This window comes from Hymenobacter negativus (assembly GCF_016056375.1).
Classification (GTDB): domain Bacteria; phylum Bacteroidota; class Bacteroidia; order Cytophagales; family Hymenobacteraceae; genus Hymenobacter; species Hymenobacter negativus_A.
This window is the reverse complement of the sequence record NZ_JAEDAE010000008.1, coordinates 48,502-62,397: the sequence shown is the minus strand read 5'-3', so window position 1 is coordinate 62,397 and position 13,896 is coordinate 48,502. Positions and strand designations below refer to the sequence as shown.

Below are 13,896 nucleotides of genomic sequence, written 5' to 3'. Positions count from 1 at the left end.
GCCCTGAATTGTAATGATTCAGGGCCTTTTTCGTCAGTAAATCGTCAGGCTCCCTCTTCGCGGGAGAGGGGCCGGGGGTGAGGCTACGCCACCTCGCCCGTCTTCTCCAAATCGAACAATTCGCCCAGCAACTCTACCAGTTGCCCGCCATCGTCGCGGCGGCAGGCAGTTTTGAGCTGCAGCACGTGCTGCTTCAGAATCTTCTGCATCAGCGAGCGGGTGGCTTCATCAAGGAGCTTGCTTTCGGCGGGGGTGGCTTTTTTCTGGTAGCGGTCGAGCTCCTCCTGACGGAGGGTTTCGAGGTTGGCCTTCATCTTCTGGATGAGTGGCGACACCATCATTTCCTTCGCCCAGTCATTCAGGCCGGCAATACTTTCGGCAATGATGGCGCGCACCTGCGGCACGGCCAACAGACGGGTTTGCAGCGCGGCCGAGGCTTTGCTCTGAATGGCGTCGATGTTGTAGACCAGCACGCCGGGCACCTGCTCTACATCGGCGGCAATGCTGCGCGGTACGCTCAGGTCAATCAGGAACTTGAAGCTGAGCACGTCGAGGTTTTCGGCCAGCTCTCTGGTGAAGAACGGCTCGGCGCGGTTGATGGACGAGATGACGACATCGGCCTCCTTGAGGGCGGGCACCAGGTCTTCAAATTCCACGATGCGCATGTTGCACTCGGCGGCCAGTTCTTCGGCCTTGGCGCGGGTGCGGTTGCAGAGCGTCACTTCGCCGAAGCCTTTGCTGGCGGCCAAGTGGCGGCACACATCGGCTCCGATTTCGCCCAGGCCCACCACCAATACTTTGGGGTTGGCCACGTCGGCGGTCAGCTCTTCCACCAGCTCCAGGGCGGCGTAGCTTACCGAGGCGGCCCCGTCGCGGAAGCTAGTTTCGGTTTGCACGCGCTTGTTGGTGAAGAAAACCGTGTGCAGCAGGCGGTGCAGGAAGGGGCCGGCGGCGTCGGCATCGGCGGCCCACTGGTAGGCCATTTTCACCTGGTTGCTGATTTGCAGGTCGCCTACTACCTGAGCATCAAGGCCCATGGCCACTTCGAAGAGGTGCAGCACGGCCGCGTCGGCGTCGGGCAGCAGGTCGAAGTAGGGCAGGAACTGGCCGATGTCGGCGCGGTCCTTAAGGTGGCCCAGGGCGAGGATGATTTCGCGGCTGCGGTCGTCCTCGGCGGCGTAGTACACCTCGGTGCGGTTGCAGGTGCTCAGCACGAGCAGGTCATTAAGGCCCAGCTCATTGTGCAGCGTATTCAGGAAACGGCGGCAGGCGGCCTCGTCCAGCGAAAGCAACTCGCGGATGGCAAGCGGGGCTTTCTTGAAGGAGAGGCTAACGGCCTTGAACGGATGCGACATAGACGGAATCGACACGAAATCGGACTACAAAATTACGGCAGGATTTCGGTAGGATATCACAACAGCCCGGGCATAAGTAGGGTTCGAAAGGAAAGTTGACGAATATCAGGTGCCTTTGGCCGTTCAGAGGCAATCAGAACGGAAGTGTCTGGCCGGAATGACAAAAATCAGGTGAGCCCCGGGGCGCAGCGAGCCGCATGGCGCGCCGACCGCCGTACCGTGGGCTTGTACCTTTGCGTCATGTCGCCGAAACTCCCACCCGCCGCTCATTCCTCACTCGTGCCCACGCCCGCCAGGGTTGCTTCTGCGCCCGAAACCACGCTGCCGGGCGCGGCCGATGAGACGGCCTCCCTCGAAGCGACTGAGGCGCTGGCCGCACCCGCGCCGGCCGTTACCTCGCCCGTGGCGTGGATGCTGCTGCTCGTTCTGGCGTCCATCTGGGGCACGTCGTTTATTCTGATGAAGAAGGGGTTGGTGGTGTTTTCGGCTATGGAGCTGGGTGCTACCCGCGTGAGCGTGGCCGCGCTGCTGCTGCTGCCGTTTGCCCTGCGCCACGTGCGGCGGGTAGAGCGCAGCCGCTTCAAGTGGCTGGCACTGAGCGGAGTGGTGGGGACGCTAATACCAGCCTTTCTGTTTGCGTATGCCGAAACCCGGCTGGCCTCGGGGCTGGCGGGCGTGCTCAATGCCCTCACGGTGGTATTCACGCTGCTGGTGGGAGCGTTGCTGTTTCGGCAGCGCCTAACGGGGCTGCGGGTGCTGGGCATCACGCTGGGGCTGGTGGGCACGGTGGTAATGCTGCAACTGGGCGGCAGCGGCGGCGATGCCACGCCCGCCGGCGAGGGCAATGCCTGGTACGGCATCTACATTCTGATTGCCACGATGGGCTACGGGCTGAGTGTGAATGTTATCAAGCACAAGCTGAGTGCGATGACTCCGGTGGCCGTCACGTCGGTACTGCTGCTGCTTATCGGCGGGCCGGCGCTGGCGTACCTGCTGCTGGGCACCGGGTTTCTGCACAAGCTGGCCACGGTGCCAGGGGCCTGGGCGGCGTTTGGCTACATTGCGCTGTTGGCCACCATGAGCACCGCCGTAGCCATGGTGTTGTTTAACAGGCTGATTCAGCAATCGACGGCGCTGTTTGCCTCGTCGAGCACGTACCTGATTCCCATCGTGGCCTTGGCCTGGGGCGCGCTCGACGGCGAGGCGTTCAACCTGTGGCACTTTGCCGGCATGGTGGTGATTCTGGCGGGCGTGCTCATCATCCACCGAGCACGGTAGAAATGCGTATTTGCGTCTCGTCATTCGCGCCGCGACGCCTGACCGTTCATCAACACCGTTCAACGACGAGACGCAACAATGCGTCTCTACAACGCTCGGCTAAAACGCCACGGTCATGCCCAATTGCCCCCAGCGGTGCGAGCGGCCGCCTGCGAATTCCGGTGAAACCCAGGTGGCCGTGGCAGCAAAGCTCAGCCCGCCGTGAGCCAGCACCACGCCGCCGGAACTGCGCAAAATGGCCCGACCCACGTCGCTGGCGTGTAGGGTGTACGGGTCGCGGTTGGTGAAAGGGCTGCCCTGCAAGGTGGCATCGTAGCCAATGAGGCGGCCGGTCAGCGTGGCTTCGCCGTAGAGTTGCCAGTGCGCTTTCCCGCTATAGCCCGGACTAGTTACGGCCAAATCAGCGAAACAGGGATTGAGTTTTCCTGCCCGAAGCCGTAAACCCGTGCCGGCATAAGTGTACAGCGTGCCGAGGGAGGCTTCGGCATTACCCAGCAAATCAACGTGCTGATTGGCGGCTAGCTGCTTCTCAAACGCCACGCGGTAGCCGATGATGGGCGCATTCCGAATCTGGTAATCCCAGCCACGCGGCTCGGCATTGCCGGTGAGGCGGTGGATGGCGGTTTGGAGTTGCTTGCCGCCGGCGGCCGGGCCGATGAAGCCGATTTCCAGCGCCGTAGTCAGGCGCTGGTGGCGGGCCGGCTGATTGCTGACCCGGAAAAACGACCCGTACAGATACGCTGCATACGGCCGGTCGCCCACCCGAATAAACGCGTCCTGAATACGAAGGGGCGTAAACCCATCGTAGCGCAGCGTGAGGCCGTGCTGCTGCATGCTGCCACGCGGGCCGGCCGCCAGCAGGGGCCGCACCGGCAGGCGGGCCAGCATTGGGTGCACCAGCGTGAGCGTCATGCCCTGCGTGAAGTAGTAATCGGTGCGGAAAAACAGGTCGTTGGCGTAGGTGTAGCGCAGCAGCCTGCTGGGGCTGATGGGCCGCAGCGTATCGGCCGGAGCAGGGGCGGCGTGGCCCGTGAAGCCGCAGAATCCCAGAAACAGCAGCAGTATCGGCAGGCGCATAAGCGGTGGAAGGTACGCGCGGGCGGGCGGCGAGGGTTGACGCTGTTAGGAAAATAGGCTTGTTATCCTGAGCATTTCGCGCATAAAGCGAAGACGAAGGACCTTGTCACCGCTGAACGGTTCGGGTTAATCTAATCGGACCATCCGTGATAAGGTCCTTTGCTGCACTCAGGATGACAGGGATGCGCAAACCACCAGCTCAGTCATTTACATACGGCCACTCCTGGAAGCGGGCGGGCAGGCCCGCCTGCCGGGCATTGCCGCGCACATAGGCCAGCAGGCGGGTGAGTTCGGCTTCGTCCTGCACCTCGTAGTTAAACCAGCCCGCCTGCCAGAATTCGGCTTCGGGCGGGAGCCTGGGGCGCAGCCCGGCGGCCAGCTCGCGGCCAGTGGCCGCGGGGATGGTGCCGTGCAGGCGAAGAGTGAGAAAGGAGGCCTAGCCCACGAAACCTCCCACTATCAACCCGCCGCCCCGGCCGTAGCCGGCAGCTTGATGTAAAACGTGGTGCCCACGTTTTCCTCGCTTTCCACCCAGATGTGGCCGTGGTGCAACCGCACGATGGTTCCGATGATGTGCATGCCCAGGCCGGTGGTTTTTTCGCCGCGCAGGCCGGGGCGGCGGGCGGGGGTGAAGCGGTCGAACAATACTGGCAGCAGGTGGGCCGGAATTCCGATGCCGTCGTCGGCCACGGTCACGAGCACGTGGCTGGGGTGCTGGGTCAGGCCCACGGTGATGTGGCCGCCCTCGCGGGTGAACTTGATGGCGTTAGACATCAGGTTGTTAATCACCTGCAAAAACTTGTTGTTGTCGATTTCAACAAAAAGCGTGGGCTGCGTGGGCCGAAACTCAAAATGCTTGGCCACCAAGTGCTCGCTCACCTGGTACGTTTCCACCACCTGGCGCAGGGCCAGCACCAGGTCTACGCGGGTGCGCTTGAGCTGCACGGCGGCCGAGTCCATGAACTCACCATCCACAAAATCGCGGATAAGGTTGACGCTGTCGCGGCAGGTGTCGCGCATCACGCGCAGCATCTTTTGCACCTGCGCATCTTGCAGGGTCTGGGTTTTCTCCTCCAGAAATTCGGCCAGCTGCTGGAGCATGCTGAACGGACCGGCCAGGTCGTGCGACAGAATTTCGAGCGTAGTGTTCTTCTTGGCCATGTACTTGTCGGCGTTGCGCAGGTACTCCTGCTCCACCGTTACGTCCTCGATGGTGCCGGTCAGCAGCAGGCGGCCATCGGGGGCGGTGCTGCGTTGCGCCTTCATGGCCAGCCAGCGCATGGGCACGTTGAGGCGGGGCTGCAGGCGCAGCAGCAGGTCGTCGCAGAGGTGGCCGGCGGCCAGCTGCCCCAGGCAGTGGCGGACGTAAGTCTGGTCATCGGGGGGCAGGAAGCTCAGCAGCCGGGGCAGGTCGGCGTCCACGTCTTCGCACCGGAAGCCGGGGAAAAGCGTTTCGTAGGCCGCGCTCACGTAGCACACTTCGCCAGCGGCGATGTCGTAGGCAAAAAACGTTTGGGGGTTGCTATCGAGCAGGTGCTGAAAAGTGTCGGCAGAAAGGTGCATGAGGTTGAGGCGAAAGACCAGTGAAAACTTTCGGCTGCCCGGCAACCAATTACGCCGCTATCCGGTTCAGCTTCGAATTTTTGTAGCCGTAGCCGAAATATACGGCCAAGCCAATCAGCAGCCACACGAAAAACAGCGTCCAGTTGCTAATGCCCAGCTCGGTCATCAGATACAGGTTGATGAGCAGGCCCAGAGTGGGCAGCAACGACAGTTTTTTGCGGAACGAGAGCACTGACAGGCCGATGCAGAACAGGAAGAACACCAGCGTCGGAATCTGGTGGGCGAAGCCGCCCGTGACCTTGCCGCTCAGCGCATCGTGGGCAATCCAGCCGCGCGCGCCGGTGACGTCGAGCATGAACTCGTGGTTGCTGGCCGCATTGTAGCGCACAATCAGGAAGGCGCCGATGGCCAGAATGAGCGGCACCAGCCACTGCCCGTTGATGTACGGCACCTTGAAGCGGGCCTCCGAGCGGCCGTAGGGGTCGATGATGAGAATGCCGCCGCACACCAGCGCAAACGCGAACAGCGTGCCGATGCTGGTGAGGTCGACCACTAAATCCATGTTCAGAATGAGGGCCGGCACCGCCACGAAAAAACCCGTGACGATGGTGGCAAACGAGGGAGTATGGAAGCGCGGGTGAATCTTGGAAAACACCGTGGGCAGCAGGCCGTCGCGGCTCATAGTCAGCCAGATGCGCGGCTGGCCCAGCTGAAACACCAGCAGCACCGAGGCCATGGCAAACACCGCACTCACGGCTACCAAGCCTGATAGACGCGACAAGCCCACTTTGGCAAACACAAACGACAACGGGTCGCCCACTCCCAGCTCTTTGTAGGAAACCATGCCCGTAAGCACCAGCGTGATAATGACATACAGCACCGTGCAGATGATGAGGGCGTACATCATGGCCTTGGGCAGGTCGCGCTGCGGGTTCTTGCACTCTTCGGCCGTGGTCGAAATGGCATCGAAGCCGATGTAGGCGAAGAATACCGCCGACACGCCCTTCAGCACGCCGCCCACGCCGTTGGGGGCGAAGGGCGTCCAGTTGGCCGGCTGCACGTAGAACGCGCCCACCACAATCACGATGAAGACGATTATCAACTTCAACAACACCAGTAGGTTGGAGGCGTTTTTGCTTTCCTTGATGCCCACGTACACCAGCGCCGTGATGGCCACGGTGATAAGGAAGGCGGGCAGGTCGACCACCAGATGGAAGCCGTCGGTCAGGGCTGGGGCCTGCATCCAGGCCTTGTAGCCGTCGAGCTGGGCCGGCGAGACGGCAGCCATGGCCTCAGTCAGCGTTTTGCCGCTTTGCACCAGCGTTTGCACGGCCTCGTAGCCGGCATGGCCGGTTTGGGTACCCATCGTAAGCCAGAGCGGGATGTGAATCCCGACGCCATCGAGCAATCCGGTGAAGTAATCGGACCACGAAATGGCCACCACGATGTTGCCCACCGCGTATTCCATTATCAAGGCCCAGCCGATAATCCAGGCCGCCAATTCGCCAAACGAGGCATAGGCGTAAGTATAAGCCGAGCCCGAAACCGGAATGGTGGCCGCAAACTGCGCATAGCACAGCGCCGAAAAAGCGCAGGCAATGGCCGTAAAAACAAACAGCAGCGACACCGCCGGGCCACCGTCCAGACTGGCCTTGCCGATGGTGCTGAAAATGCCGGCCCCGATGATGGCCGCGATGCCCAGCGCCGTGAGGTCGCGCACAGTGAGGTGACGGGCCAGGCCGCCAGGGGCGGCGTGGCCTTCGTGGTCGGCGGGTGGGTTTTGCAGAATGGCCGCGATGGTTTTGCGGCGGAAAAGCGACTTTTCAGAACTCATGCTAAGGTGGGAGGGCGGGTTTGAGGGGCAAAAGATAACGCCCCGGCGCGGGTTGCGGCCCGCGCGGCCCCGCCTACCTCGGATGCAGCGACTGCATAAACGCGCTTTCGACCAGCGAGCCGCCGATGTTCAGCACGGCCGAGCCGCGCCCAATCTGCATCGGAATGCCCACCGAAAAAGCGCCCAGTCCGCCGTAATTGCTGGTGCCGCCGTAGCCTCCAAAAGGAACGGGACGCTGCGCCAGCGGGGAAAAGCCTGTGTTAGTAGGGAGGGCATCGGGGTTATAGAGCATGCCGGTGCCGGGGCCTTGCAGGCGGTAGGGCACGAAGGTGTATTGCACGAATGGGCGCGGCCGGCCCGTGGCGCTGCTGCCCAGCTGGTAGCGCAGGTAGGGCTGCATGGCGTAGCCGTAGCCGGAAGCAGTAGGTAGCGGCGTGTAGTTGCCTACCACGTAGGCCCCTGAGAGGAAATGCCCCTTCGTGGGCGGGGCCGGAGCCGGAATTTCCAGCCCGAGTGCGGCAGAGCGCGTCTGGGCATGGCTTAGCAAGGGCAGAAGCAGGAGCGCCAGGGGCGCGAGGCGTGGCGTGCGGAACATGGCGGAGAGGCTAGGTGGAAGGAGCGATGACTAAGATACAAGGTTTTGGCCACCGGCGTGTGCAATGCCGCCGGGGCAGGCATCGGGTAAGAAACCGCTTTTGCTCGTCAGCCCATGCGCCCTGCCCGCTCCATCCACATTCCGCAGCCCTGCCACGAAAACTGGGCCTCGATGACGCCCACCGCCACCGGCCGCCACTGTGCCGCCTGCGCTCAGACAGTAGTCGACTTCACCCTAAAAACCGATGCCGAAATCCTGGCCTACTTGGCCGGTGCCGCGAGCCCCCGCATTTGCGGGCGCTTCGCGGCGGGGCAGCTGGAACGGCCGTTGCAGCGCGCCGTCCCGGTTGCCCCAACGGCGCGGTGGCGGGCCTGGCTGGCGGCGGCCGTGGCGCTGTGGGGCCTGCGGGAGGGAAGCGGCACGGAGGCAAACGCGCAAGCACCGGCCGAGTGGCGCGCCCACTACTGGGGCGGTCCGGTGCCCTCCGCGCCGGTGGGTGAGGAAAAAAGCGCGCCGTTGCGTGACTCCGCTACGAAGGAGCAGCAGGTTACAATGGGTGCGCCTGCAATGTTAGATGATTCTTCGACGCACCTCGACTCATTAGCCGCCGTGCCGGTTGCATTGCGAGGAACTGTTATCGATGCCAGGGCGCACGAAAGCATTCCAGGTGTTACGGTGCTGATAAAAGGCACTACGACGGGCACATCTACCGTGGCGGATGGCAGCTTTGTCCTGGCTGTTCCGCAAGCACTATCGAATAAAGACATAGTGCTTGTATTCAGCAGTGTCGGTTTTGTTACGGAAGAAAGATTGGTGCGTTATGGAGGAACAGGTCAGCTGATAATAATGCAGTTGGATACCCAGGTATTGGGCGGAATGGAAATGTATATTCCAGTACGTCCGCCTGCTCCCTGGCACCCACGCGCCTTGTATTACTGGGGCAAATACTGGCTCACCCGGCCCTTTCGCGGCAACTGATACTAAAGCCAACTGCCCGCTGCTTTCCCCAAAACTGCTACTTTAGCCGCATGGCTACTCTCCCCCGCATTTCCATTCCGCAGCCTTGCGCTCAGCCCTGGGCCAATATGTCGCCCACCGCCGCCGGCCGCCACTGCGCCGCCTGCGCCACCGAAGTGGTGGATTTCACCCGTATGAGCGACGCCGAAATCCTGGCCTTCATGGCTCGGCAGGGCGGCCGGCGCGTATGCGCCCTAACTAATGCCACGCAGCTGGCCCCGGCGGCTCCGGCCACGCGCTGGCGGCGCTGGCTGCTGGCCGGGTTGGCGTTGCTGGGCTGGCAGTCGGCCACGTCGTGCGCCACCAAGCCGCCCCAGCAGCCGCCCGTGCCCACTACCGCCACCGTAGCTACCGACCCAGCCACCGCCCCGGCGCGCCAAATCATCATTCGCGGCCAGGTGCTGGACGGCGCTAGCGGCCCCGCCGTAGCCGGCGTGCGGGTGCTGATAAACGACACCCAATTCGGCACCACCACCGACGAGAAGGGCAATTTCGAGTTGGTGATGGCCCGCGACTGGGCACCCATTGCCGGTGGCAGTGTGACGCTGAAATTCCTGGGCAGTCCGTTTGATTTTCAGCCGAAGGATGTAGTGCTCAACTTGAAGGCCACGCCCCAGCCCGCCGCGCTGGCCGTGCACCTGGACTCGGTGCCGAACCGGGGCAAGGTAATGGGCAAAATCCGCATGCCCGAGCCGCCCGTGGCCCCGCCGCAGAAGTAGCTTCAGCTTCACCAGCAGACAAAAGCTAAGTCTCAACGTCTGACGCTATGATTTCTATTTCGAAGCCCTGCCGCGAAAAATGGGATGCAATGGCACCTACTGCCGCCGGCCGCTATTGTGCCAGTTGTCAGGAGACTGTAGCCGATTTCACCCGCATGAGCGATGCGGAAATCCTGACTTATCTGCGGTAGTATCCGGCCATATCGTGTGGGCGTTTCCGCAATGGACAGTTGAACTGCCAGTTGCTGCTGCCGACTCGGCCGGTGGCAGGCTGGCGGCGCGGGTTGGCTGCTACCGCAGCCTTATTGGGCTTCGGCGCGGTGGCAGTGCCTGCGGGCCATGCTCAAGCAATCAGTACAGCCGGCCCGATACAGCGCCAGGTGGCCGGGCCGGTGCTAGAAGCCGCCGATTCTGCAACGCAACAGCGGAAAGAGGTAAACAATGTCACCGAACTCATTACTATTAGCGGCACCGTTGTCAATCAGCATGGAAGCCCCGTGGGTGGTTTGGAAGTCAGCCTAGATTCGGAAAATGCCTTCCAAGAAGTAGTTGCGACAACGGACGCAAAGGGTAGTTTTCGGTTTGTAGTAGCGCCAGAAGCGTTGGATTCTACTACCGCTATCCAGGTGACAGTTTTTTCGCGCCTGGGTTTGCACTACCAATATGCGACGGCTCCGATTGACAAGGTCAGCAACCAGCCGTACCTGCTTCGGTTGCAAAAGCGGCACAAGCCCTCGCGCCACACAATGGGAATGTTCCGCTGAGTATTTAGCAAACCTTTCTGCCCCAAAATACCTTCTAAAAGGGTATGAAAGTTTTGTGTGTTGCCCTCCTTTGCCTGCTGGCGGCGTGTGCCGCCCCGCGTCCCACCACCCGCTTCAATCCCACTGCTACCCGCGCCGAGCTACCCCACGAGGAAGCCGTGCACCCCAAAAACTCGCTGGAATGGTGGTACCTCACCGGCCACCTGCGCGACCAGGCCACCGGCGAAGATTTCGGTGTGGAATACGTTTTCTTCCACTTCAACCTGAAAGACGGCCGCCAGGACTGGCAGATGGTGAACGTGGCCCTCACCGACCCACAGGGCCAGAAATTCCACTTCGACTATAAGCTGGGCCGGCTGCCCGTGCTACTCACCGACTCGCTGCCGCTGCGGCTGCGCGAGCACCAGCGCGGCGAAACCTGGAAGTTTGACGGGCAGGAGGGGGCCTACCACCTGCAAGCTGCCCTCACCGGCAAGGCCAATGCCGGCTACGCCCTCGACCTCGTCACCAAGCCTACGCGCGACGTAGTGCTGCACAGCGGCACCGGCTACGAAAACTATGGCAACGGCATCCTGGCCGGCTACTATTCCTTTCCGCGCTTGGCCACCACCGGCACGCTCACGGTAGCCGGCAAAACCCGCCAGGTAGCCGGCGAACTGTGGTACGACCGGCAGTGGAACTGCACCAGCATCGTGGACAAAAACGTGGGCTGGGACTGGCTCAGCATCCAGCTCGACCAGCCTCAAGAGGAATTTATGCTGAACACCCTGCGCAACTCCGCCACTGGTCAGAAACTCAATAACGGCACCTTCAGCGGCGCTACCGGCCCCAGCGTGCACCTCTCCGGCCCCGATTTCCAGCTCACGCCCCTCACGTACTGGACCAGCCCCACCTCCAAAAAGAAATACCCCGCCACTTGGCGCGTTCAGGTTCCCGGCAAGGGCTACGACCTCACGGTGGAGCCGCTGGTGCCGCAGCAGGAGTTGGCCCTACGGTTTTTCCACGCCTTCACCATGTATTACTGGGAGGGAATGTGCCGCGTGAAAGGCACCCACAATGGCCAGCCCGTGACGGGCAAGGCGTATGTGGAGATTACGAATCGGTAGGCGTAAAATTCACCCCCGGCCCCCTCTACCTGGGAGAGGGGGAGGCTGACGATTGGATATGGTTATGCCGCCTTGACTCCCCTCTCCCTAAGGAAAGGGGTCGGGGGTGAGATTCCCTACGTTAGGCCACTACTGATTCAACACCACTCTAAAAGTCGTGCCGCGCCCCACCTCGCTCCATTTCACAAAGAGCTTGCCTTCGTGGTAATTCTCAATGATGCGTTTGGCCAGCGCCAGGCCCAGGCCCCAGCCGCGCTTCTTGGTGGTGAAGCCGGGCATAAACACGGTTTCGAGCTTGTTTTTGGGGATGCCCTTGCCCGTGTCGGTGATGTCGATGGCGACCTGGCGGGGCGGGGCGCCGCGTCGGTACCAGGTGCGGCGGGTGCGCACGCGGCGCAGGTGTAGCGTGATGGAACCGCGGCCTTCCATGGCATCTACGGCGTTTTTGCAGATGTTTTCGATGACCCAGTCGAACAGCGGCACGTTGATGCGGGCGGGGGTGTCCATCGGCAGGTCGGTTTCAATCTTGAAGACGACCTTTTTCGACACTCGGCTTTGCAGGTACTCGATGGCGTTGCGGGTGGTCTGGTACAGGTTTTCATCCTTCATCACCGGTACCGAGCCAATGTTGGAGAAGCGCTCCGTGATGATTTCCAGCCGCCTAATATCCTTACCCAGCTCGTCTACAATGGGCTCGCTGCGGAACCGGTCGCTCTCGCGCAGGTAGCTTTGCCAGCCCACCAGGCTGCTGAGGGGCGTGCCCAATTGGTGGGCCGTTTCTTTGGCCAGGCCCACCCACACGCGGTTTTGCTCGGCCCGACGCGACGCGCTGAACGCGAAATACGCAATGACGGCCAGGCAGCCAATCACCACCAGCTGCACCAGCGGATAGGTGCGCAGCTGCCGCAGCAACTGCGAGTCGCGGTAGTAGATGTAGTTTACCTGCTCGCCGCCGAATTTCACCAAAATAGGTGGATGTTGCTTCTTCATCAGCGCTAGCTCAGCCCCGAGCCGCGCCACTGAGTCGGCGGGGGAAATGCCCTTCGGCATGGCCACGTTTTTGGCGCTTACCACGTTGGTACCGTCGGTGAGCAGAACCGGAATCGTGGTATTGCCGCTGATAATCTCGTTGAAAACAAACGTATTGGTGTCCGTTTCTGAGTTGATGATGAATTGTAGTGCCTTGGCGTACAGCTGAATCTGCTGCTGCTCCCGTTCCGACACGCGCTGCACCAGCAGGTTGGTGTAGATGACCGTGGCCGCTCCAATGAGCAGCGCCAGCACGGCCACCAGAATTTTGATGCGGGTTTTTTGACTGTAAATCGGAAGCATGAACGGGAATACGGGGCAGGCAAAGGAACGGCAGTAAACAGGTTATCATGCAACACGCCTGTCGTCCTGAGCGCAGCGAAGGACCTTATCACTAAAGAACGGCTTGCAGTAGAGCTGATTGCTGCAAACTCGGTCAGGCGTGGTAAGGTCCTTTGCTGCGCTCAGGACGACAGGCGTTGACAGATGTGCTACCCCACCAGCACGGCGTTGCTGCTGGCAATTTCCTGCAAAATCTCCAGCACGTCGGCCGAGGTTTCGGCATTCACCAGGCTGGTGCGCCACTGCTTGGCCCCTTCCAGGCCGCGGAAATAGTGGGCGTAGTGGCGGCGCATCTCAAAGATGCCCACCTTCGGCCCTTTCCATTCAATGCTACGGTCGAAGTGCATCTGGCAGGCGGCCACGCGCTCTTCTAGGGTGGGCGGGGCCAGCAATTCGCCGGTCTTCACAAAGTGCTTCACCTCGCGGAAAATCCAGGGGTAGCCAATGCTGGCCCGGCCAATCATCACGCCGTCCACGCCGTAGCGGTTCTTGTATTCGAGGGCTTTTTCGGGCGAGTCGATGTCGCCGTTGCCGAAAATGGGAATGTGAATGCGCGGGTTGTCCTTGATTTTGGCGATGAGGCGCCAGTCGGCCTCGCCCTTGTAGAGTTGGGCGCGGGTGCGGCCGTGCACGGTGAGGGCCGCGATGCCCACGTCCTGCAGGCGCTCGGCCACTTCTTCCACGTTTTTGGTGCCTTCGTCCCAGCCCAGGCGGGTTTTCACGGTCACGGGCAGGTGGGTGTGCTTCACCACCGAAGCCGTCATGGCCACCATCTTGGGGATGTCCTGGAGCAGGGCCGCGCCCGCGCCCCGACAGGCCACCTGCTTCACCGGGCAGCCGTAATTGATGTCAATCAAATCGGGCCCGGCTTCGGTGCTGATGGCGGCGCACTCGCCCATCGTCTCCACATCGGAGCCAAAAAGCTGGATGCCGATGGGCCGCTCATAATCGAAGATGTCCAGCTTCTTGCGGCTTTTGGCCGCCGCCCGAATCAGGCCTTCTGATGAGATGAACTCGGTGTACATCAAATCGGCCCCATGGGCCTTGCACACGGCGCGGAAGGGCGGGTCGCTCACGTCCTCCATGGGCGCGAGCAGGAGCGGAAAATCGGGAAGCTGAATGTTGGGACCTATGTTGACCACGAGAGATGCGATAGTTGTCATTCCGACCGAAGGGAGGAATCTGAGCTTGGCCACTGGCAGATTTCCCAGATTCCT

Annotated in this window: 12 protein-coding genes; 5 read left to right on the top strand and 7 right to left on the bottom strand. The window is 61.7% G+C overall.

Going from position 1 to position 13,896, the window contains the following annotated elements; all coding sequences use genetic code 11:
* Nucleotides 1-83 precede the first annotated feature (83 nt).
* The gene (hemA, locus tag I7X13_RS16115) at nt 84-1,355 is read right to left on the bottom strand and encodes a glutamyl-tRNA reductase (RefSeq protein WP_198076388.1); all 1,272 of its coding nucleotides are present in this window, start codon (nt 1,353-1,355) and stop codon (nt 84-86) included.
* 240 nt (nt 1,356-1,595) lie between these two features.
* Between hemA and I7X13_RS16110 the strand changes: the two genes are divergently transcribed.
* The gene (locus I7X13_RS16110; RefSeq protein WP_211532098.1) at nt 1,596-2,633 is read left to right on the top strand and encodes a DMT family transporter; all 1,038 of its coding nucleotides are present in this window, start codon (nt 1,596-1,598) and stop codon (nt 2,631-2,633) included.
* A 99-nt stretch (nt 2,634-2,732) separates the two neighbouring features.
* On the opposite strand, the gene I7X13_RS16105 is transcribed toward I7X13_RS16110, so the two are convergent.
* From I7X13_RS16105 to I7X13_RS16090, 4 genes are all read right to left on the bottom strand, one after another.
* Complete coding sequence (locus I7X13_RS16105; protein ID WP_198076260.1) at nt 2,733-3,710, bottom strand: lipid A deacylase LpxR family protein; 978 nt, start codon at nt 3,708-3,710, stop codon at nt 2,733-2,735.
* Between the two features lie 459 nt (nt 3,711-4,169).
* Nucleotides 4,170-5,273 (bottom strand): sensor histidine kinase, encoded by a 1,104-nt coding sequence (locus tag I7X13_RS16100; protein ID WP_198076259.1) that lies wholly within the window; start codon nt 5,271-5,273, stop codon nt 4,170-4,172.
* Nucleotides 5,274-5,322: 49 nt separating this feature from the next.
* Complete coding sequence (locus I7X13_RS16095; protein ID WP_198076258.1) at nt 5,323-7,107, bottom strand: amino acid permease; 1,785 nt, start codon at nt 7,105-7,107, stop codon at nt 5,323-5,325.
* A gap of 73 nt (nt 7,108-7,180) precedes the next feature.
* Entirely contained in the window at nt 7,181-7,702 is a 522-nt protein-coding gene (locus tag I7X13_RS16090) for a hypothetical protein (protein ID WP_198076257.1), read from the bottom strand.
* Between the two features lie 114 nt (nt 7,703-7,816).
* Here I7X13_RS16090 and I7X13_RS16085 point away from each other — a divergent pair, with 114 nt between their 5' ends.
* The 4 genes from I7X13_RS16085 (at nt 7,817) to I7X13_RS16070 (ending at nt 11,308) form a co-directional block, all read left to right on the top strand.
* Nucleotides 7,817-8,680 (top strand): carboxypeptidase-like regulatory domain-containing protein, encoded by an 864-nt coding sequence (locus tag I7X13_RS16085; RefSeq protein WP_198076256.1) that lies wholly within the window; start codon nt 7,817-7,819, stop codon nt 8,678-8,680.
* 50 nt (nt 8,681-8,730) lie between these two features.
* Nucleotides 8,731-9,438: a carboxypeptidase-like regulatory domain-containing protein gene (locus tag I7X13_RS16080; RefSeq protein ID WP_198076255.1), complete on the top strand. Its 708-nt coding sequence runs from the start codon at nt 8,731-8,733 to the stop codon at nt 9,436-9,438.
* 230 nt (nt 9,439-9,668) lie between these two features.
* Nucleotides 9,669-10,202: a carboxypeptidase-like regulatory domain-containing protein gene (locus I7X13_RS16075; protein ID WP_198076254.1), complete on the top strand. Its 534-nt coding sequence runs from the start codon at nt 9,669-9,671 to the stop codon at nt 10,200-10,202.
* A 44-nt stretch (nt 10,203-10,246) separates the two neighbouring features.
* The gene (locus I7X13_RS16070) at nt 10,247-11,308 is read left to right on the top strand and encodes a lipocalin family protein (RefSeq protein ID WP_198076253.1); all 1,062 of its coding nucleotides are present in this window, start codon (nt 10,247-10,249) and stop codon (nt 11,306-11,308) included.
* A 129-nt stretch (nt 11,309-11,437) separates the two neighbouring features.
* On the opposite strand, the gene I7X13_RS16065 is transcribed toward I7X13_RS16070, so the two are convergent.
* Nucleotides 11,438-12,640 carry an ATP-binding protein gene (locus I7X13_RS16065; protein ID WP_198076252.1) on the bottom strand — a complete coding sequence of 401 codons (1,203 nt, stop codon included), beginning with the start codon at nt 12,638-12,640 and terminating at the stop codon, nt 11,438-11,440.
* A gap of 188 nt (nt 12,641-12,828) precedes the next feature.
* On the bottom strand, nt 12,829-13,821 hold the full coding sequence (gene dusB, locus I7X13_RS16060; RefSeq protein ID WP_198076387.1) for a tRNA dihydrouridine synthase DusB: 993 nt from the start codon (nt 13,819-13,821) through the stop codon (nt 12,829-12,831).
* Nucleotides 13,822-13,896 lie beyond the last annotated feature (75 nt).

Excerpts from the sequence above, each read along its gene's own strand:
- I7X13_RS16070 (WP_198076253.1), top strand. The coding sequence starts at position 10,247 with ATGAAAGTTTTGTGTGTTGCCCTCCTTTGCCTGCTGGCGGCGTGTGCC.
- I7X13_RS16110 (WP_211532098.1), top strand. The coding sequence starts at position 1,596 with ATGTCGCCGAAACTCCCACCCGCCGCTCATTCCTCACTCGTGCCCACG.
- I7X13_RS16065 (WP_198076252.1), bottom strand. The coding sequence starts at position 12,640 with ATGCTTCCGATTTACAGTCAAAAAACCCGCATCAAAATTCTGGTGGCC.
- I7X13_RS16090 (WP_198076257.1), bottom strand. The coding sequence starts at position 7,702 with ATGTTCCGCACGCCACGCCTCGCGCCCCTGGCGCTCCTGCTTCTGCCC.
- I7X13_RS16105 (WP_198076260.1), bottom strand. The coding sequence starts at position 3,710 with ATGCGCCTGCCGATACTGCTGCTGTTTCTGGGATTCTGCGGCTTCACG.
- I7X13_RS16080 (WP_198076255.1), top strand. The coding sequence starts at position 8,731 with ATGGCTACTCTCCCCCGCATTTCCATTCCGCAGCCTTGCGCTCAGCCC.
- hemA (WP_198076388.1), bottom strand. The coding sequence starts at position 1,355 with ATGTCGCATCCGTTCAAGGCCGTTAGCCTCTCCTTCAAGAAAGCCCCG.
- I7X13_RS16085 (WP_198076256.1), top strand. The coding sequence starts at position 7,817 with ATGCGCCCTGCCCGCTCCATCCACATTCCGCAGCCCTGCCACGAAAAC.
- I7X13_RS16100 (WP_198076259.1), bottom strand. The coding sequence starts at position 5,273 with ATGCACCTTTCTGCCGACACTTTTCAGCACCTGCTCGATAGCAACCCC.
- I7X13_RS16095 (WP_198076258.1), bottom strand. The coding sequence starts at position 7,107 with ATGAGTTCTGAAAAGTCGCTTTTCCGCCGCAAAACCATCGCGGCCATT.